Source organism: Corallococcus sp. AB038B (assembly GCF_003668955.1).
Classification (GTDB): Bacteria; Myxococcota; Myxococcia; order Myxococcales; family Myxococcaceae; genus Corallococcus; species Corallococcus exiguus.
Genome location: NZ_RAWO01000001.1, coordinates 966,042 through 986,526, shown reverse-complemented (window position 1 = coordinate 986,526; position 20,485 = coordinate 966,042). Strand labels below are relative to the sequence as shown.

General features: G+C 69.1%; 13 protein-coding genes. 4 read left to right on the top strand and 9 right to left on the bottom strand.

The window, feature by feature from the left end:
* Positions 1 to 12: 12 nt before the first annotated feature.
* From D7Y04_RS04160 to D7Y04_RS44350, 4 genes are all read right to left on the bottom strand, one after another.
* On the bottom strand, positions 13 to 1,563 hold the full coding sequence (locus D7Y04_RS04160; protein WP_233601267.1) for a DHA2 family efflux MFS transporter permease subunit: 1,551 nt from the start codon (positions 1,561 to 1,563) through the stop codon (positions 13 to 15).
* A 6-nt stretch (positions 1,564 to 1,569) separates the two neighbouring features.
* On the bottom strand, positions 1,570 to 2,853 hold the full coding sequence (locus D7Y04_RS04155) for an HlyD family secretion protein (RefSeq protein WP_121758381.1): 1,284 nt from the start codon (positions 2,851 to 2,853) through the stop codon (positions 1,570 to 1,572).
* Positions 2,854 to 2,898: 45 nt separating this feature from the next.
* Positions 2,899 to 3,405, bottom strand: a complete 507-nt coding sequence (locus D7Y04_RS04150; RefSeq protein ID WP_120581716.1) for a MarR family winged helix-turn-helix transcriptional regulator — start codon at positions 3,403 to 3,405, stop codon at positions 2,899 to 2,901.
* 130 nt (positions 3,406 to 3,535) lie between these two features.
* Positions 3,536 to 4,648: a glycerophosphodiester phosphodiesterase family protein gene (locus D7Y04_RS44350; RefSeq protein ID WP_158627447.1), complete on the bottom strand. Its 1,113-nt coding sequence runs from the start codon at positions 4,646 to 4,648 to the stop codon at positions 3,536 to 3,538.
* A 38-nt stretch (positions 4,649 to 4,686) separates the two neighbouring features.
* Between D7Y04_RS44350 and D7Y04_RS04140 the strand changes: the two genes are divergently transcribed.
* Positions 4,687 to 4,923: a hypothetical protein gene (locus tag D7Y04_RS04140; RefSeq protein ID WP_120593232.1), complete on the top strand. Its 237-nt coding sequence runs from the start codon at positions 4,687 to 4,689 to the stop codon at positions 4,921 to 4,923.
* On the opposite strand, the gene D7Y04_RS04135 is transcribed toward D7Y04_RS04140, so the two are convergent.
* Together D7Y04_RS04135 and D7Y04_RS04130 are read right to left on the bottom strand one after the other, a co-directional pair.
* A complete protein-coding gene (locus tag D7Y04_RS04135; protein WP_121758380.1) occupies positions 4,924 to 5,373 on the bottom strand; it encodes a nuclear transport factor 2 family protein in 450 nt (149 codons plus the stop codon).
* The gene (locus D7Y04_RS04130) at positions 5,354 to 13,990 is read right to left on the bottom strand and encodes a non-ribosomal peptide synthetase/type I polyketide synthase (protein WP_121758379.1); all 8,637 of its coding nucleotides are present in this window, start codon (positions 13,988 to 13,990) and stop codon (positions 5,354 to 5,356) included. Before D7Y04_RS04130 ends, D7Y04_RS04135 begins: the two co-directional genes overlap by 20 nt.
* 85 nt (positions 13,991 to 14,075) lie before the next feature.
* On the opposite strand from D7Y04_RS04130, the gene D7Y04_RS04125 reads away from it, so the two are divergent.
* Positions 14,076 to 14,612, top strand: a complete 537-nt coding sequence (locus tag D7Y04_RS04125; RefSeq protein ID WP_120593229.1) for a metal-dependent hydrolase — start codon at positions 14,076 to 14,078, stop codon at positions 14,610 to 14,612.
* Positions 14,613 to 14,644: 32 nt separating this feature from the next.
* Complete coding sequence (locus D7Y04_RS04120) at positions 14,645 to 16,393, top strand: carboxypeptidase regulatory-like domain-containing protein (protein WP_121758378.1); 1,749 nt, start codon at positions 14,645 to 14,647, stop codon at positions 16,391 to 16,393.
* A 6-nt stretch (positions 16,394 to 16,399) separates the two neighbouring features.
* On the opposite strand, the gene D7Y04_RS04115 is transcribed toward D7Y04_RS04120, so the two are convergent.
* A complete protein-coding gene (locus D7Y04_RS04115) occupies positions 16,400 to 17,203 on the bottom strand; it encodes a glutaminyl-peptide cyclotransferase (protein ID WP_121758377.1) in 804 nt (267 codons plus the stop codon).
* 59 nt (positions 17,204 to 17,262) lie between these two features.
* The gene (locus D7Y04_RS04110) at positions 17,263 to 17,730 is read right to left on the bottom strand and encodes a response regulator (protein WP_233601266.1); all 468 of its coding nucleotides are present in this window, start codon (positions 17,728 to 17,730) and stop codon (positions 17,263 to 17,265) included.
* A 433-nt stretch (positions 17,731 to 18,163) separates the two neighbouring features.
* On the opposite strand from D7Y04_RS04110, the gene D7Y04_RS04105 reads away from it, so the two are divergent.
* The gene (locus D7Y04_RS04105; RefSeq protein ID WP_120593224.1) at positions 18,164 to 19,678 is read left to right on the top strand and encodes a Do family serine endopeptidase; all 1,515 of its coding nucleotides are present in this window, start codon (positions 18,164 to 18,166) and stop codon (positions 19,676 to 19,678) included.
* A 54-nt stretch (positions 19,679 to 19,732) separates the two neighbouring features.
* On the opposite strand, the gene D7Y04_RS04100 is transcribed toward D7Y04_RS04105, so the two are convergent.
* Entirely contained in the window at positions 19,733 to 20,482 is a 750-nt protein-coding gene (locus D7Y04_RS04100) for an immunity 52 family protein (protein WP_199749611.1), read from the bottom strand.
* Positions 20,483 to 20,485: the final 3 nt, after the last annotated feature.

Below are 20,485 nucleotides of genomic sequence, written 5' to 3'. Positions count from 1 at the left end.
GACCGCGCTTCTTCAGTGCGCGCCTTCCACCTTCACGGTGGGGTCCGCCTTCTGGAGCATGAACACCAGGATGATGGCGCAGACGAACAACGCGGCGAGGATGAGGAAGTTCGTGTTGAAGGCTCGCACCAGCGCCTGCGCGCTGATGCGCTGACTCAACAGGCCGTAGGCGGCGCCCGTGGGATTCAGCACGCCCCTGGCCGCCATGGCGCCGGTCATCGAGGCGACCTGCTCCTGGGCCACCTGCCCGTAGACGTCCACGTGCGAGGTGATGGCGGTGACGTTGGCCTGGGTGGAGCGGCTGAGCGCGCTGCTCATCCACGCGGTGCCGATGGAGCCGCCCAGCTCGCGGGTGAGGTTGAAGAGGCCCGACGCGTTGCCTCGCTGCTCCGGTCGCAGGTTGCTGAGCGCCATCACCGACAGCGGCACGAAGATGAAGCCCAGCGAGCAGGCGCGGATGAACACCGGCGTGATGAGGGTGATTTCATCCACGCGAGTGGTCAGGTGGCCGTTGGTCCACAAGGACAGGCTCATGCCCAGGATGCCGAAGCCAATCAGGAAGCGGCCGTCCACCTTGCCGCCGAACTTGCCGATGAGCGGCATCAGCAAAATCTGGATGGCGCTGCCCTTGAGGAAGATGAGCCCGATGTCCAACGCCTCGTAGCGCATCACGGAGCCGCAGAAGAGGCTGAAGAGGAACGAGCCGGAGAACAGCGCCGTGCCCACCAGGAAGTTCACCCCCGTTGCGGCGGAGTAACTGCGGTTGCTGAAGACGCGCAGGTCCACCACGGGACTGGGTGTCTCCAACTCGTGGACGACGAAGGTGATGAGCGCGATGGCCGCGACGACCGCCAGCAGGGTGATCAGCCGGCTGTCGAACCAGTCCTCGCGGTTGCCCTCTTCCAGCACGTACTGGAGGCAGGCCATGCCCACGGCGAGCAGCGCGATGCCGTTGCGGTCCACCTTCTCCGTGGACGGTTCGAAGTGGGGCTGTTCGATGGAGCGCCACGCCATGTACGCGGCGAAGAGGCCCACCGGCACGTTGATGAGGAAGATCCAGTGCCAGCTCGCTGCCTCGATGAGGAGCCCGCCCACGGTGGGCCCCAGCAGCGGGCCCGTCACGGCGCCCAGGCCGAAGAGGGCGCCCGCCATGCCGTGCTCCTCGCGCGGGTAGCGGGCGAAGAGGATGGCCTGGGACGTGGGGATGATGGCGCCGCCGCCCATGCCCTGGAGGATGCGGAAGGCCACCAGCGAGGTCAGGTTCCACGACAGGCCGCACAGCACGCTGGCCACCGTGAAGAGGATGATGGAGAACGTGAAGTACTTCCGGTAGCCGAAGCGGCGCTGGAGCCAGCCCGTCATCGGGATGACCACCACGTTGGCCATCATGTAGCCGGTGGACACCCAGGCGATCTGATCCAACGGCGTGCCGAAGCTCGCGCGGATGTCGCTCAGGGCCACGTTGACGATGGAGATGTCCAGCACGGACATCAGCGCCGCGGCCATGGCCGCGATGGTGATGCCCGCCTTGGAGCCGGTGATGACGTCTCGGCGAGCGTCCACGGTGGGTTACTCCGCCTTCCGGGTATCCAACGCCGCGGACTTCTGGGGCTCCGGCTTCGCGCCGGTGTCCACGGTGACGTAGGCGCTCATGCCCGGCTTGATGGGCAGCTCCTTCAGGTCACCGTCGAAGCGGATGAGCACGGGGATGCGCTGCACGACCTTCACGAAGTTGCCGGACGCGTTGTCCGGAGGCAGCAGGGCGAAGCGCGCGCCGCTGGCGCCCGCGAGGCTGTCCACGTGGCCCTTGAACGCGTGGCCGCCGAACGCGTCCACCTTCAGCTCCACCGGCTGGCCCGCGCGCATCTCACCGACCTGGTCCTCCTTGAAGTTGGCCACGACCCAGATGTCGTTCTGCGGAACGACGGCCATCAGCGGGCGCTCCGGGCCCACCATCTGCCCCACCTCCACGGTGCGGCGGCTGACCACGCCGTCCACCGGAGCGCGCACCTGCGCGTAGGACACGGCGAGCTCCGAGAGCGTCAGCGCGGCGCGGGTCTGCTTGAGGCGGGCCTCGGCGAGCTTCAGCGCGGCCTGCGCGGCCTGCATCTGCACGGGCGCCGTCTCCGCGGCGGAGAGCTTGCCCTGCGCGGCCTCCAGGCCACCGGAGGAGCTCTGGATGCCCGCCTCGGTGGAGGTCAGCCGCGCGCGGGACTGGTCCACGGCTGCCTTGGCCGTGTCATACGCGGCCTGCCGGGTGTCCAGGTCCGACTGGGACAGCGCGCCCTGCTCGCGCAGCTGCTTCACGCGGCCCAGGTCCGTCTCCGCCAGCTTGAAGCGCGCTTCGGAAGAAGCCACGTCCGCGCGGGACTGCTCCAACGCGGCCTTGGAGGAGCTGATGCCGCTGGAGGCCTGGGTGACGCCGGCGCGGGCCTGGCGCAGGTTGGCGCCCGCGTTGGCCTCCGTGAGGGTGAGCTGGGCCTGGGCGTTGGACAGCTGGGCCTCCGCGCTCATCACGTCCGCGCGAGCGACCTCCAGGCGCGCATCCAGGTCCGCGTGGTCCAGTTCCACCACCACGTCGCCGGCCTTCACCGTCTGGTTGTCATGCACCAGCACGCGAGCCACCTGACCGGCCACGCGCGGGGACACGTTGGCGATGCGGCCCTCCACCTGGGCGTCGTCGGTGGACTCGTGACCGTGGGTGAGGAGGAAGCGCGCGCCACCGCCCAGCACCGCCACGCCCACGAGGATGGGCAGCACCTGCTTGGCGCGGGAGCGCTTCGCGGGCGGCGCGACGGCGGGGGCATCGGTGGAGGGAGCGGCTTCCAGTGAAGGGGCGGTACGGGTCGTCATGGTTGTTGCTCGGTACAGCGTTGAAGAAGGGGTGTGGGAAGGGGCTCAGGGGTCCCGCAGGGCGGGGATGCCGGTGGACACCTTGGCGAGCAGGGCGCGAAGCGTGTCCCGCTCATCCATGCTCAAGGGAGCCATGAGCGCGGCGATGCGGCGGTAGTGGTCGGGCATCATCCCCTGGATGAATTCGCGACCCTTCGAGGTGAGGTGCACGGAGTACATGCGCCGGTCCTCGGGGTGATCCGTGCGGGAGATGAAGCCGTCCTTCTCCAGCGTGTCCAGGAGGCCGGTGATGGTCGCGCGGCTGCAGCTCGACAGCTCCGCGAGGTCCGCGGGGCGCAGGGTGTCCCCCGCGTCCTCCGCCGCGAACAACTGCACCAGCACGACGAAGCGTCCGTGAGACACGCCATGCCGTGCGAAATGCGCCTCGTAGGCCCCGGTCAGTTCATTGGAGAGACGCAGCATCGTCAGACACGTCTCGATGGCGCTGGGGTCAAGCGAGGGGAAGCGCTGAGCCATCTGCTTCAGCCGCTCGTACCGGGGCACGAGCTTCATCGGCGTGGCGTTTTTCGGGCGGGTAGGGACCAAGACGAGGCGTCTAGTAAGGCCCCTAACGATTTTGCGCAAGTTGATTTCGTCGCCTGACTAAATCCTTGATTTCCCGGTCGGGGAATGGACCGTCTGGCTACTCGACCGCCTTCACATCCGCGGCGGTGGGACGCGTCCTCAGAAGGACGGCGGTGCGCAGCTCCGGGTGACGCTTCTGCACGGAGCGCACGGCGCGCAGGTCGAAGGACTGCACGTCCGACCTCTGGACGAGCCCAGCTTCATGGATGAGCCGGGCGACCGCGTCGCCATGGGCTGGAGCAATGTCTGTCTTCTCTGTTGTCCGTTTGAGTTCCACATTGAAGCGCACACGGCGGGCGTTCCGGGCGCGGAGCGGGTCGCGGGCTTCATGGGCGGCGTCCGCCTGGTCCGCCGCGAAGGCGAACACCTGGCTCAGGGTGGGGACGGTGTAGGGGTCCGGGAGTCCAGTGCGGTCGGCGAACGCGACAGCCTCCGGAGAGAGCGCGCGGTCGTTCTTCTGGTCCGGGCGGTCCTCCAGGAGCTGGTCGCAGACGAAGGTGGCCTGGAGCTCCGCGACGGTGAGGGTCGCGATGGAAACGGGAGCGGTCAGCGGGCTTCCATCCACGTGGCGGCACTTCGTGGGGAACAGGTTCAGGTCGTGGGAGACCACGACGACGCCGTCGGCGGTGAGGACGGTGTCCAGTTCCAGCGTGGGCATCCCGTGGTCGAGCGCGGCCTCGAAGGAGGGCAGCGTGTTCTCCGGCCGCAGGTTCCGCGCACCCCGGTGGCCCTGTGCATCGAAGCGCTTCGGGTCGATGAGCCCGTCCGCGTCCAGCAGGTCCCCAGGGGTGCCGTCGCCGTTGGCGTCGAAGTCGCGCACCGCCTGCAGCAGGACGTCCGGCTGGTCGGTGATGATGCCGTCCACGCCGCGCCGGAGCAGGGCCTGCATCGTGGGAAGGTCGTTCACGGTCCAGACGATGACGGGGTGGCCGGCGGCGTGGAGGCGTTCCAGGTCGATGCCGCCTCCGGGCTGAAGCAGCCGGGCGTCCGGGGCGCAGAAAGGAGCCCTGCCGTGAGCGTGCGCACGCAAGGTGTCCATGAGGAGCACCGTGGGGTCGTCCGCTGGCTCGCGGGAGGACCGGCCCGTCCCCGAGCATGCGCAGGAGAGGAACGACAGGAGCACCGCGAAGGCGCGGCGGGGGGACCGATGATGGGTCGATGTCGTGGGCATGGGCTGTCTTCCTTCCGGGTGTCGGTTAGGAAGATGGGGTGATGGACGTGAAGGATGCCACCGTGCAGGCCGCGCTGCTTCAGGCTTGCGACGACGCGGGACTCCCGCAGTCCCTGCGGGGCTGTGTGTATCCCCTGCTGAGGGATCCGGAGGGCGACTGGGCTCCCTGCTGCGGCGGGGGCTGCATGCCGTGCACGTCCACGCTGGCGGACGTGGCGCTGCGCACGCTGGAGCTGCTGGGCACGCCGCGACGCTCGCCGCTGCCTCCGGGTTGATCAACGGTACTTGTGGTCCACCAGCACCTCCGTGCGCGGAAGCGACCAGTGCATCTGGACCATCCGCCACTCGGCGCCCCGGCGTTCGAAGGCGCAGGCCACGCGAATGCCCTCGAAGATGACGGGCCTGCCGCCCGCGACCAGGGCGATGTCCATCGCGGGCACCGTGAGGCAGGCCATGGTGGAGGGCGGTGCGCCCCCGTGCCAGAGCTGCTCCGAGCGCAGCGTCACGCGGATGTCGCGCAGGCTCCCGAACTGGGTGCGGAAGGAGTGCTCCACCTGCGCCCAGCCGATGAAGTGGAGGTTGGAGTGCGTGCCCACGACCACGATGTCGTCGTCATGCCAGAACAGCTCGGACAGGGCCTCCAGGCTTCCGCGCTCGTAGGCGTCCACGAACGCGGTGAAGCGCCGTGAGAGCTCCGCCTTCCAGTCATCCCGCGTCGAGGTCATCGCGTTCCCCTCCCCTTCCCGCTGTCAGCTGCTTACGGATGAGCCGCGCCACCTCCGCCACGTGGGGCTCCTCCATGACGGTGAAGTGGTTGCCGCGCACATCGTGGGACTGGAACGAAGCGGTCGTCAGCGCCTTCCACCAGGCCGCCGCATGCGAGTCCAGCACCGAGTCCCGCTCCGTGGCCCGCAGGTACACGAGCGGCACCGCGTGACGTTCCGGCGCGTATGCGGCGATGGCCTCGTTGGTGGCGAGCACCACGTCCCGCAGTCGCGTGTCGAGCTCCATCGCCGTCCGCAGCCCATCCGCCGCGCGAGGGGAGATCTCCTGGAATGCGTCGACGAGCCGGAGCACGTCCCCCACGCTCCGAATGTTCAGCCTGTGCGAGTCGTCCACCGTCACCGTGTCGATCTGGATGACGCCCGCCACGGAGTGGCCCCGCTTCAGCAGCTCGACCGCCATCTCGTAGGCGATGACGCCGCCCGAGGAGTGGCCGCCCAACCAGAAGGGGCCCTGGGGCTGGAAGGCCAGCAGTTCATCCACGTACGCGCGGGCCATCGCGGACACGTCGCGGTAGAGCACTTCGCCGGGCTCCAGTCCTGACGCACGGAACGCGTGGACCGGCGTGTCCGCGCCCAGCTGCTTCGCCAGCGGCAGGTAAGTGTAGACGGTGCCCCCGATGGGTTGCACCAGGAAGAGCGGTGTCCGTCCGCGCCGTCCCTCCTGGAGTTCCATCCGGAGCGGTGCCGCCTTGGTGAGTGGCCGCCCCGTACGCTCCAACTCGTCCTGGACCGCTCGCACCCATGCGCCCAGCGTCGGGTGTTCCAGCACCGCGTGCAGCGACAGGCTCACCGACAGCCGCGTCTTGAGTTCGCGGTTGAGCTGCACGACCAGGAGCGACGTGCCGCCCAGCTCGAAGAAGTGGCTGTCCGGCGTCAGCGTGTCCACGCCGAGCAGCTCCATCCAGAGTGCTTCCATGGAGGCACTGACTTCTTCACGGCTAAGCGGCCGGGGCTCGTTCGTGACTTCAGGCCGAGGCAGCCGTGGCGCCTTCTCCGCAAGAGAGTACCGCTTGCGCTCGAAGGGATACGTCGGCAGCACGACGCGCCTGCGGGGTCCGCTTCCGCGCACCATGCCCCAGTCCACGGGGAAGCCCGCGGACCAGAGCTGTCCCACGGCATGGAGCAGGGCCTGTTCATCACTCTCCGGCGGATGCCGCCGACCCGTGGGCACGCCGAGCGTGTGCAACACGAGCCGCTCCCGCCCCACCCGGGGGTTCAGCAGCGTCAACGTGGAGAGCGTCTGTCCCGGTCCCACCTCCACGAACAACCGCTCGCGGTCCTCCAGCAGCAGCTCCAGCCCCGAGGAGAACCGGACCGTGTGCCGCAGGTGGCGAGCCCAGTACGTGCGGTCGTGCGCATCGTCCGCGGTCAGCCATGTGCCCGTGACGTTGGAGCTGAGGGGAATCGCCGGGGACTTCGGGCGCATCGACCTGGCCAGGTCCGTGAGCGGTTGCATCGCGGGCTCCACGAGCGCGGAGTGGAACCCGCTCGCGTTCGGCAACCGCTTCGTCTTCACGCCCCGCTCCCGCAGCCGCGCCGCGAAGTCCTCCAACGCCTCCAGCGCCCCGGACACCACGCACTGCCCGGGTCCGTTGACCGCGGCCAGGGACAGTCCGGGTGGCAGCTCCTGCGTGAGCACTCCCTCCGACAGCGGCACGGCCAGCATGCCGGACGGTGGCAGTGCATCACAGAGGCGGCCGCGCAGCGCGACCAGCGACACGGCCTGCTCCAGCGACAGGACGCCGGAGAGACACGCGGCGGCGTATTCCCCAAGGCTGTGGCCCAGGAGGCTCGTCGGGTGGAGCCCCCATGCGCCCAGCAGCCGCGACAGCGCGTACTCCGTCGTGAAGATGGCGGCCATGCCCAGCGAGGGTGCTCGCAGCGCTTCCTCCGCCTGTGCTCCGCGCTCGTCGGTGAGCAGCGCGGCACGAAGGTCGCGCTCCATCTCCGGACCGAAGAGCGCGGCGCATTCATCGAAGGCTTCGCGATACGCCGGAGCGCGCCGGTACCACGCCGCGCCCATGCCCGCCTCCTGCGTGCCCGTGCCGGGAAACAGGAAGCACACTTCAGGATACGGGGACGAAGCGGGATGCACGGGCCCGTCCCGCCGGAGCTTCGCGATGGCCTCCGAGTGTGTCTCGCACGCGATGGCGCGCCGGTATCCGAACGCCGTCCGCCCTTCCTGCAACGTGTACGCGACGTCCGCCAGTGACTGCTCAGGATGCCGCTCCAGATGATCCGCGAGCCGCCGCGAAGCCGCGTTCAACGCATCCCCGCTCCGCGCCGAGAGCACCAGCACCTCCGCCGACGTGCTCACGTCGACGGTGGGCGCGGGGCGTGCCTCTTCGAGGACCACGTGCGCGTTCGTTCCTCCAATGCCAAACGCGCTGACGCCCGCGAGACGCGGGAACCCCTCAGGCAGGGACCACGGCCGCCCTTCGCGACTCACGACGAAGGGCGAACGCTCCAGGCCCGCTTCTGGATGGGGCTGCTCGAAGTGGACTGTGCCCGGGAGGAAGCGGTGCTCCAGGGCCAGCGTCGTCTTGATCAACCCCGCCACCCCGGCCGCCGAGTCCAGGTGCCCCACGTTGCTCTTGAGCGCCCCCAGCACCACCGCGGGCTCCGACGCCTCACGCGCTCCGAAGGCGAGCCGCAGCGCCTGGACCTCCAGCGGGTCGCCCAGTGGCGTCGCCGTGCCGTGGGCTTCGACGTAGGTGATGTCACGAGCGGCAACGCCCGCGTCGGCGTGTGCTCGCGTGATGACGTCGCGCTGGCCCTCCACGCTCGGGGCAGTGAAGCCGACCTTGGCGTTTCCGTCGTTGTTGATGGCCGAGCCCCGGATGACGGCATGGATGGAGTCTCCATCCCGCAGCGCATCCTCCAGACGCTTGAGCACCACGATGCCCACGCCGCTGGAGGGCACCGTCCCCTGCCCCTTCGCGTCGAAGGGACGGCAGTGTCCATCCGGAGAGGTGATGCCACCTGCCTCATGGAGGTAACCGGAAGGACCGGACGCGAAGAGGGAGATACCTCCCGCCAGGGCCACGTCGGATTCGCCCGCGCGCAGGCTCTGGCAGGCCAGGTGCACGGCCACCAGTGACGTGGAGCAGGCTGTCTGCACCGTGAGCGCGGGCCCACGCAGGCCCAGTTGATACGCCGTCGCCGTGGCGAGGAACTGCCACGGATTGCCCAGGATGGACCGGTACGCCTCCGAGGCCACGGACAGCGAACGGAAGCGCGGCATCACCTGATCCAACCAGTAGCGCGGCACTCCCGAGCCCGCGAACAGGCCCGCCTTGCCGGGCAGCCGCTTCGGGTCGTAGCCCGCCGCTTCGAGCGCCTCCCATGCGCACTCCAGGAACATGCGGAGCTGCGGATCCATCAGCCGCGCGTCGAGGGGGCTGTAGCCAAAGAAGGAGGCATCGAAGGACTCGACGTCCTCCAGCAGCCCGGAAGCACGGACGTAGGAAGGATCGTCCAGGAGTTGGGGATCCTCGCCCGCATCGAGCAGCGTCTCACGGCTGAACCGGGACAGGCCCTCGCGGCCCTCCACCAGCAACGTCCACAGCGCTTCAACGCTGGGGGCTCCCGGGAACCGCCCGGCCGTACCGATGATGGCGATGGGACCAGAGGAGCGCGCAGGAGTTCGTACGGGCTCCGGCGTCACCGGTTGCACGTGGGATTCCGCGTCCAGGTGCCGTGCGAGGGATTCAAGGGTCGGGAACTGGAACAGCGTGGCCATGCTCACGCGGATGCCCAGCTCCGAGGCCAGTGCGGACTGGACCCGAGTAAGCAGCAGCGAGTTCCCACCCGCGTCGAAGAACCCTTCCTGCCTACCGACGCGTTCCACGCCGAGAATCCGGCACCAGATGCGCTCCAATGCCATCTCACGCTCCGTGGACGCGGGAGCTTCGGGAGCAGCCTGGGCATTGACGGAAGGCAAAGGCAGCGCGCCGCGGTCCAGCTTCCCAGTGGGTCCCATCGGGAACGCATCCAGCAGCACCCACTCCCGGGGAACCATGTGTGAAGGAAGTGTTTCGCCCAGCGATTCCTTGAACGAAGGCGTCACAGCGGCATCCCGGGGGATGACGTAGCCCACCAGGTGCCGCTCTCCCGCGAGCAGCCGGGGTTCGACCACGGCATCCCGGACATCGGGGTGCTTGCGCAACGCGGCCTCGATCTCGCCCAGCTCGATGCGAAAGCCGCGCAGCTTGAGCTGGCGGTCGGACCGCCCGTGGAAGTCGATGCCGCCGTCCGGGCGATGGCTGCCAATGTCTCCGCTCTTGTAGAGGCGCGCGCCCGGCTCCGAGCTGAAGGGATGCGGGATGAACCGTTCCGCGTCGAGTTCGGGACGGTGCAGATAGCCGTGCGCCAGCCCCTTGCCTCCGATGTAGAGCGCGCCGCGCACGCCCACGGGGACGGGGGTCAGGGTTTCATCCAGCAGGTAGACCTCGTAGCCGGAGAGAGGTGTCCCGATGGGGTACGGCCCCTCGCCCGCCACGCACTCCGCGGCTGTCGTGAAGACCGTGGCCTCGGTGGGCCCGTAGACCTGGATGAACCGGCGGCCCGGCGCCCACGTGTCCACGAGCCGCGCGGGAAGCTCCTCGCCTCCAATCGCGAGCGTCTTCAGGTCCGGAAGCGCTCGCCACGCCATGGAGCCCAGCGCCGACGGCGTGAACATCGCGGTGTGGATGCGCTGGGTCTCCAGGAAGTCCGCCAGCTCCTCACCGGCGGCCACGTCCTCCTGGGCCATGAGGTACAGCGTGGCGCCAGAGGAGAGCGTCGGGAAGATCTCCGCGACGGAGAAGTCGAAGCCATACCGCGCGCACTGCGCCACGCGCTGTCCCGGTGCGAAGCCGAAGTCCCAGGCCACGGTCTCCGTCAGGTGCACCGCGCTCCGGTGGCTGATGCACACGCCCTTGGGCTGCCCCGTCGAGCCGGAGGTGTAGATGACATACGCAAGGTCATCCCCGGTGACGTGGACCCGTGGCGTGTCCTCCGGACCGCCGCGCACCTGCTCCAGCGCGACCACCGGGACGCCCGCACCGTCCATGAGCGCGAGCGTCGTCTCCTGAGCGAGGATGAGCCTCAGCCCCGCGTCCCGCACCGTGAACTCCAGCCGTGCCCTGGGATAGGCAGGGTCCAGAGGCACGTAGGCCGCGCCCGCCTTCAGCGTCGCCAGCAGAGCGATGATCAGCTCGAAGGAGCGCTGGATACAAACACCCACGAAGTCTCCAGGCCGGACGCCCTGGGAGATGAGGTGATGGGCCAGCCGGTTCGCTTCCACATTCAACGCCCGGTAGCTCAGGGACCGTCCCTGAAAGACGAGGGCCGGCGCGTCTGGCGTGCGCTCCACCTGTGCTTCGAACGGGTGGTGCAGACAGTCGGAGTGAGGCACGTCCCGCACGGGTCCGTGAGCCCAGGCGAGCACCTGTGTCTGCTCCGCCTCCGAGAGCAGCGGCAACGCCGAAACCCGTTGCTCCGGGTCGTGCGTGGCCTCGCGCAGCAGCGTCACGAAGTGCTGACCCAGTTGGTGGATCATCCAGGGCTCGAAGACGTCCAGCGCGTATTCCCACCGCACGGACATGCCGCCGGGCCGCTCGTCCAGCTCGATGGCGAGGTCGAGCTTCGACGTCCCCGTGTCGACGTCGTGGGGCTCCACCCGCCAGTCCGACACCGGCACCGCGATGCGCGGCTCCAGCGTGCAGCACACCTGGAACAACGGGTTGGCGCCAGTGATGCGCGCCGGGTTCACCGCCTCCACGATGCGCACGAGCGGCGCGTCCTGATGTTCGAGCGCCTCCAGGCAGACGCGGCGCACCTGTGCCAACAGGCCTCGTACGGTCAGCCCTTCGGAGAATCGCAGCCGCAGCGGCAGCAGGTTCACGAAGTGCCCGGAGATGGCCCGCGACTCCGCGCGGCTCCGCCCGGAGAAGGCACCGCCGACGATGAGGTCCTCCGCCCCCGAGTAGCGGTGCAGCAACGCGCCGAACACGGACAGCATCGTCATGAAGAGCGAGGTGTCCTGGCCGCGCCCCAGCGCCTTCACGGACTCCAGCAGGTCCCCGGGGATTCGCACGACGTGCTTGGCCCCTCGGAAGCTCGGGGCCTGGGGGCGGGGATGCTGCATGGGCAACTCCAGGTGCGGAGCCCCCGCGAGTGACTGCTTCCACCAGTCGAGGTGTGACGCGATGGCTCCCTGGTAGCGAGGCCCCTGCTGCCAGACGGCGGCGTCGCCGTACTGGAGCGGCAGTGGCGGCAGCGAAGGTGCCTCCGCCAGGTAGAACCCGTGCAGTTCCTGGAGGAACGCCGCCATCGTGAAGCCATCCACGATGAGGTGGTGCATCACCAGGGCGAGGCGACTCTCCGCCGCGCTCAATCGCATCCACGTCGCACGCAACAGTGGCCCGTGCTCCAGGTCGAAGGGCTCACGCGCCTCCTGGGTGGCCAACTGCAACGCCTTCGCGCTCCGCAGGCCTCCGGGCACAGCGTGCAGGTCCACACGTCGCAGGTGGAACGGCATGTCCGGATGCACGCGCTGGAACGGACCGTCCGGAGTGGAGCCGAAGGTCGTCCGCAGCACTTCATGCCGGGCGATGAGTGAACGGAACGCGCGCTCCAGCGCGTCGGGCTGGAGGTCACCGGGCAGATACAGCGTGAAGGGCTCGTTGTAGACGGCGCTCCGGGGCGCCAGCTGCTCCAGGAGCCACAATTGCCGCTGGGAATCAGACAGGGGCAGCGGCCGCGTCCGGTCCACCGGGACGATGGGTGGCACGTCGATGCTTCGACCTGTTCCCCGTGCTGCTTCCACCGACCGCGCCAGCTCCGCGATGTTCGGACTGTCGAAGAGCGCCCGCACGGGCAGACGGACCGATACCGCCTGCTCCAGCCGTTCAATGAAACGGATCGCGAGCAGCGAGTCCCCACCTGACTCCATGAAGCGGTCCTGCGTGCCAGCCTGCTGCGTCCCCAGGACCTCCGACCAGACGCGCGCGATCTCCTGCTCCAGCAGCGTGCGCGGTGTTTCACCCTCCCCCGAACCAAAGCGCGGCACAGGAAGCCGCGAGGGGTCCACCTTGCCGCTGGCGTTGAGCGGCATGTGCTCCAGCGCCATGACCGCATGGGGAAGCATGAAGTCCGGCAGCTTCGAGCCCAGATACGCGCGCAGCTCCGCGTCCTCCACACCGCGCGGTGAGACATACGCGACGAGCCGCTTGTCGCCCGGAGAGACCTCGTGCACGCGGACCACGGCGTCACCGACTCGCGGGTGGGTGCGCAGGACGCTCTCGATCTCCGCCAGCTCGACTCGCGCGCCACGAATCTTCACCTGGTGGTCCACCCGCCCCAGGAACTCCAGGTTGGCATCCTGGAGCCACCGCGCCCGGTCTCCCGTCCGATACATCCGCGCCCCGGGCACGTCGCTGAACGGATCCGGCAGGAACCGCTCGCCAGTGAGGACGGGCCGGTTCAGGTAGCCCCGCGCGAGCCCCTCTCCGCCCAGGTACAGCTCCCCCACTTCGCCCACGGACAGCGGCTTCCCCGCGTCGTCCAGGACATGCAACTGAAGCCGCGCGAGCGGTCTGCCGATGGGAATGGACACGCCCGGCTCTGGAGGCGCGAGGAGTTCATACGCCGTCGCGGAGGTGGTGCACTCCGTGGGGCCATAGCTGTTGAGCAGCCGCTGGGGCTTTCCCTGCGCCATGACTCGCGCCACCCACTTGGGGTCCAGCACGTCGCCACCCACCATCAGGACACGGAGCCCACCGAACGCATCCGGGATGGCGGCGGCCAGTTGATGGAACAGCGATGTGCTCAGCACCGCGGCGGAGATGGCATCCCGCCGGAGCTTCGCCGCGAGGAGCGGAGGCGACAGCAGGGTCTCCCGCGAAACCAGACACAGCGTCGCGCCGTTCAGCAACGCGCCCCAGACCTCCAGCGTCGAGGCATCGAAGGCATACGACGCGGCCTGGAGGACGCGGTCCTCGCGCCGGAAGCCCATGAAGCCCGCATCCAGCACCAGCCGCGCCACGCCCCGGTGCGGGATGCACACACCCTTGGGCCTGCCCGTGGAGCCGGACGTGTAGAGCACATACGCCAGCGAGTCCGGCCCCGCTCCGCTCTTCACGTTCACGGAATCCTGCGCCTCCAGAGGTTCATCCGAAGAGGGAGGCGCGACGACGTGCCCCTGGAAGCGCAGCCCCTGGACCGCCTCACGCCGTCCGACGAGGACCCGCATCCCGGAGTCCGCCACCATCGCGGCGAGCCGCTCCGGAGGATGACTCGGGTCCAGAGGGAGATAGGCGCCTCCTGCCTTCAGGATGCCCAGCAATCCCACCACTGTTTCCGGTGTGCGGTCAGCGAGGATGCCCACGGGCTGGTCGAGCCCCACACCGAGCGCTTGGAGCCGCCGCGCCAGCCGGTTCGCGCGCTGGTTGAGCGTGTCATAGCGGAGCACACCTCCTTCGAAGTGCAGCGCCACGGCCTCGGGTGTGTTTCGTGCGTGCGCTTCAAAAAGCGTAGCGATGCCCAGCCGCGGGTGTGCGGAGATGGAATTCATGATGAGTCATTGCCCCCACCTTCTCAACGCACTGCCCCGGGAACCTTCGCCGTGGGCCCGGCATGCCGTACGCTAGCGCACACCCATGAATCCCATCGTCCACGCCGAATTGTCCTGGCTCCTCTCGCAAGGCCTGCGCGAACGGCGTGACCGGGTCCTCGTCACCTGCGCGGGACTCGCGCCGGACCTGGATGGTTTGTCATTGCTGGCGGGTGAAGAGTTTTATTCGCGTTATCACCACGTGATTTTTCATGGCTACGTGGGGGCGCTCGTCACCATGGCGGTGTGTACGGCGCTGGCGCGGCAAAGAGCAGCGGTGGCCCTGCTGTCGGTGGCTGCGTTCCACGGTCATCTGCTGTGCGACCTCGCCGGCAGCGGGCCGGACTGGCCCATCCACTACCTGTGGCCCACGAGCATGGAGCCGTGGTCGTGGTCCGGGCAGTGGAACCTGGGCTCCTGGCAGAACTCGCTCATCGGACTGGCCGCGACGCTGGCGTGCCTGGCGTGCGCCCTGCCCTTCCGGCGGACCGCGCTGGAGTTGCTGTCACCGCGCTGGGACGTGGAGGTGGTCCGGACCGTGCGGCGGCGCTTTTCCAGACAGGCTGATTCGCAAGCCCATTGAGCTGAAGGCAGACGCGGCCCCAGAATCCAGCCATGGTCCTGATGGGTCTGGGAGTGCTGCTCGCGGGGATGATGGGCGTGGTCGTGGAGGCGGAGGACACCACGGTCACCGTCTACAAGGACCGGACGCTCGTTGAGCGGACCACCACCGTGAACCTGGCTGGCACGGAGCGCGTCGTGTGGCCGCTGCTGCTGGGCGACGTCGACCCCACCGCGGTTCGCGTGGAGGCGGAGGGCGCCGAGGTCCAGCAGTTCGAAGTGCGTCCCACCTATGTCCCCGCATTCACCGCCGAGCAGGCCCGAGCGGCCATGGACGCCGTGGCCCCGCCCGCGCCCCCAGGCACGGAGAGGTCGTACGACCCCGAGAGGGGAGCCGCGAGCTTCGCGCTCACCCGCCTCGCATCGAAGCCCTCACCTCCGGCACTGGAGGTGACAGCCACCCTGAAGGGCGAAGGGGCCGTGAAGGTGGTGCTCCGCCATTTCCTGCCCAAGGCCTCCGTGCACTACCGGGTGGCGCTGGCCGTGCAGGACCCGCCATCCCAGGTGGAGGCGACGTTCCAGGGGCAGATCCTCCAGCGCACGGGCACGGACTGGAAGGATGCGCTCGTCCAGTTCGACGTGAACCAGGGCGCGCCCTCCTTCGAGTCCCTCCGCCCCCTGCCGGTGGTGCTTCAGCAGCCTGACGCGCTGGAGGAGGAAGCCCGCCTGCGGCGCCAGATGTTCGAGCGCGGGGGGTGGTCCACCCTCCCGGTCTGGAGCGCGAAGGCCCTGCAACAGCGGGCTGCACCCGTGAGCCTCAGCGGCAGGGTCGTGGACGTGAACACAGGCGCTCCCCTGAAGGACACAGTGGTGAGCGTCCTCACCAGCCGTCTCCAGACAGAGGAGGTGTTTGCATTCACGGACGTGCGCGGCGAGTACCACATCTCCAACCTCCCCCCCGCCCCCACTGGCTACCGGTTGCGATTCGGGCGCGAGGGCGCCAGCGTGCAACTGTACGAGGCCGTTGCCGCTCCCGCTGGCGCGAACTTGCGTTTCGACGAACAGCTCTGGACGGGCGCCGGGCCGAATCCGGAGCCATCGTCACCGCTGACGTACGGGTGTTACATCGGGAACTCACCGCAGGAGCTCGCGTATATCGATTTCATGGTCGCGGGGGTGGGACCGACTGAGCTCCTGCCGATTCCTCCCCCTCGGGATTTCGCGCGGGAGGGGGACACTTCCCAGAAGAATCCGATGCCTCCCGCCGGGCGCCTCGTCGCACCCGGACGACACACGCTGCGGGATGGGACCTCGCCGCGCGTCCCCCTCATCACCGAGCACTGGCCCATGACGCTCCACCGCCAGGTCTTCCCCGCGCAAGACCCGGCCACCTACCTCATCGCGGAGGTGAGACCTTCCTCGCTGGGAGAACTCGTCATGTATCGCTACGTCCACCCGCTCGTGGACGGCAAGCCACGCACGCTGCTGAAGCTGACCCCGCTGCGGCCAGACAACACCTTCACGCTCCCGCTCGGCACCGACCCGAAGGTCCAGGTCGTGCGAACCGAGCAACGCGTTCCCGTGCAATGGAATGCGCGCGAGGTCCACGACGTCACCCTGCGGGTGCCCAACCCGTATCCCGTGCCCATGAGCGTGCGCGTGCTGGACACCTGGCCTCAAGGAAGCCGGCTCGTCCGCGCCACGCCCGGTGCCCAGCGGGATGACACCACGCGAGGCCTGACGTGGGACCTGAAGGTGCCACCGTCCAGCACGGGCACCGTGTCCTTCCAATACTCGCGCTGACGTGCGCTACGGCGTGGCGGCGGGCCCCACCAGCGTCACTTCGAAGAGGTCGGGCCACAGCTTGCCGGTGAGGAACAGGCGACCGGTGCCGGGCTCCAGCGCGATGCCGTTGAGCACCGCCTCGTAGCTGCGCACCCGGCCTCGCACCGCCTGCGCCAGCGCCGACGCGTCGATGACCGCCAGCACGCGGCCCGTGGCGTAATCAATCTTCAGGATGTTGTTGGAATGCCAGACGTTGGCGTAGACGCCGTCCTCCGCGCACTCCAGCTCGTTGAGCATCTCCTGCGGCGCGCCCTGCAACGTCACCTGCACCTGGGACTTCACGTGGAAGTCCTTCGGGTCGTGGAAGCGCAGCGTGGACGTGCCGTCGCTGCGCACCAACTGGCCCTGCCAGTAGCACAGGCCCCAGCCCTCGCCGTCGTACTCCACCTGCTTCTCCTGCGCGGGCGGCGCGCCGTTCCACACGAAGAGCGCCTCGTCCTGCCAGGTGAGCTGGTACAGCCGCTGCCCGTCGCTCGCTAGTCCCTCCGGGAACACGTCCGGCAGGGGCTGCTTCCACAGGGGCGCCGCCTGCTCCAGCGAGATGCGGCGCAGGTCGCCCTTCTCACCGGTGCTCTCGTAGAGCTGGCCCTGGTGGAACTGGAGCCCCTGCGTGAAGGCCGTGGGGTCGTGCGGATAGGTGTGGACGATGTGCGCCACCAGCCGCTGGGGCTTGACCTCCGGAGTGCCCGCGTCCGGCGTCTGGCGCTGCGTAGGCGCGCATGCCAGGCACAGGAGCGACAACGACAGGGACCAGGGGAGGCGGCGCATGGGCTTCCTTGCGACAGGCATTGCCGCGCCACCTTAGCGCGCCATCACCCGGGGTGGCGTCACTCGCGTGTCACCGCGAGGGCCACCTCCACCGCGCCTCGCAGCTCGTCCATGTCGAACGGCTTGTTGAGCACACAGGCAGCCCCCAGGCGCAGGGCCTCGCGGTGCAGCTGCACGTCGCCGAAGGCGGTGATGAGGATGACCGGCGTGTTCCACTGCTCGCGCCGCAGCCGGGCGAGCACCTCCAGGCCCGTGAAGCCCGGCATGCGCACGTCCGTGATGATGAGGTCGGGCGCGCGCGACTCCTCCGCCGTCAGCCCTTCAATGAGGACGCGCACCAGGTCCGGCCCGTCCGACGCCTCCACCACGTCATAACCGCGCCGCACCAGCATCTTGCGGATGAGCGTGCGCATCTCCGTCTGATCATCCGCGACCAGGATGCGAGGAGGCCTCGCGGGCTCCGAGTGCGGGTCTTCCCAGGCCGCGCCGCGCGCGACTCCTTCTGATTGCTCGTGCACCATGGGCATGAACTCCTGGAGGGGTTGAAGGTGCCGCGGCGGCGACGCTCGCGGGGGGACCTTTGGCTCCATGAGCATCCGCCGTGCCATGTCCGGCGGGAGCCACGGGGGTGGGGTCTGGGGCACGCCGCCCCCGGGCGAAATGCCCCGGTTGGGGCACTTTGCCCCGCGCCCTGGGGCCTTCTGGGGCCCGGCTCCCCTCTGAAGGGGGGTCTGGAGGGGTTGGCCCACGGACTGCAATGAAGTCCCAGCGTCGGACCGGATGCGGGGCTTCCTCCAAGAGCTCCCTTCAGGCAGCTGGGCCACCGGTGGCTCCCGGTGTCGCTGGTGGAACGGGACCGCTGCCTCCTTCCCAGGGTGCCCACCGCATCCGGTTCGACTCTTTCTTTCCCATCTCCGACCGGAAGGCCCTCTTCCGGCCGCCACTCAAGGAGAACGCACGATGGTCCGCACGCTTCCGTCCCGCCGCCACCTTGCCCGCGCGCTCACGCTGATGCCCCTGGTCGCATTGGGGGCCTGCAAGCCGGCCGCGGACGTGGCTCCGCCCGCACGCCCCACGCTGTCGTTGAAGACAGCCACCACGCCCTCGGGCGCGAAGGTGGAGCCGGCGGTCTATTCGCCCACGCCCGGGTCTCCCGGCGCGCTCATGTCGCTGGCGCCGCTCGTGGACACGGTGAAGGGCGCGGTGGTGAACGTGGAGGTGCAGGCCCGCGCCCGCCCCGCGATGGGCGGGATGATGCAGGGCCTGCCCCCCGGCCTCGCCGAGCGCTTCGGCATGCAGGGCGGACAGAATCCCTATGGCGAGGGCGGCGCGCCCGCGAAGCAGGGGCTGGGGTCGGGCTTCGTCATCGACCCGTCCGGCCTGGTGCTCACGAACAACCACGTGGTGGAGGGCGCGGACACCGTCCGGGTGAAGCTGGAGGACGGGCGCTCGTTCGAGGCGGAGGTGCTGGGCCGCGACGCGCTCACGGACGTGGCGCTCATCCAGATGAAGGGCGTGTCCGGGAACCTGCCGTTCGTGAAGCTGGGGGATTCAGATGGCCTGCGCGTGGGCGATCCGGTGATGGCCATTGGCAATCCATTCGGGCTCGCGTCGAGCGTGAGCGCGGGCATCCTGTCCGCCCGGGCGCGCGACATCCACGCGGGTCCGTATGACGACTTCCTGCAGACGGACGCGGCCATCAACCCGGGCAACTCCGGCGGCCCGCTCTTCAACATGAAGGGCGAGGTGGTGGGCATGAACACGGCCATCATCGGCGGCGCGACGGGCATTGGCTTCGCGGTGCCGGCGAACCTCATCCAGGCGCTCCTGCCGCAGCTCCAGGAGACGGGCGTGGTGCGCCGGGGCTGGGTGGGCCTGGCGGTGCAGGACCTCACGCCAGAGTTGGCGCGCGCGCTGCGCGTGGAAGCGGCGAAGGGCGCGGTGGTGGCCGGCGTCAGCGCGGGCGGCCCCGGTGCGAAGGCGGGCCTGCGCGAGGAGGACATCATCACGTCCGTGGGCGAGCGAGCGGTGGACTCCGCCGGGTCGCTGACGCGCGCGGTGGCGTTGCTCAAGCCGGGCAGCGAGGTGAAGGTGAGCCTGGTGCGCGGCGGCAAGGCGATGGAGGTGCCGGTGAAGCTGGGCACCCGGCCCACGCAGCGGGGCGAGGAGGAGATGACGCCTCGGGACGCGACGCCCGCGCCCCTGTCGAAGCGGATGGGCCTGCGGCTGTCGGAGGCGCAGGACGGCAGCGGCGGCGCGCAGGTGGTGGCGGTGGAGTCCGGCAGCCCCGCGGAGCGCGCGGGACTGGCGCCCGGGATGGTGCTGACGCAGGTGGGTGACCAGAAGGTGTCTGGTGTCACGGAGGCGGCGCAGGCCCTGACGTCCGCGGAGCCGGGAGCCGCGCTGCTCCTGCGCGCGCGGGTGCCAGGACAGGATGGGTCGCTGCTGCGTGCGATTGAAGTGCCGCAGCGGTAGGACTGTTGTTGTTGGCGCGCTCCGCCGGCCGGGGTGGAGCGCGCCGTTTTTCTTTCAGCGGGTCTTGATGAGCCCGGCCCGGGTGAGCAGCTCGCGCACGCGATTGGCCAGCGCCACGTGTTCCGGGTTCGCCACGGTGAAGCGCTCCGGGGTCAGGACGATGAGGGTGCCCTTGTCCTCCACGGGCTCGATGCGCACGGGCGCGGGCAGTGGGGGCACCGTGCCTCGCTGCTTGGAGAAGTAGGTCAACCAGCCGACCCATGCGTTGGTCCTGTTGTCCGGATCATCCAGATCCCGATGATCTCTGGACATGGCAGCGATCCAGTCCGGCGCCCACGCGACCACCATTCCGCGCATCACGGCCTCCAGCACGTAGGGGGTCAACACCCGCTCCGCGGTCGGTCCGTCGAATGGGAGGGACAAGAGGCAGTTGTTGGGACTGGGGGCATCGAAGGCTCCGCATTTGATGCTCAGGCGTGCGTCATCGGAGGCGGCACCTCCGTTGAGGAAGCCGACGCGGAGGCCCAGTTCCTCGATAACGGGTCCTCGGCCCTCACGGTTGACGCCCCGCCGGAACAAGTCCGTGAGCACTGACACGTCGGGCGGCATCAATGACAGCTTCTGCGTGCCCTTACGGGAACGGATGGACTTGTACCAGTGGGCCAGGAGCGGATCGCATGCGGCCAGGATTTCCAGGAAGACTGCCGCACGACGCGCGCACGCTTCTGGCGACTCCCGACGTGCCCCCCAGTAGGCACCCACAAAGAAGCTATCCGGGTAGGCCTGGGTGGACTCGGTGGTCAAGGG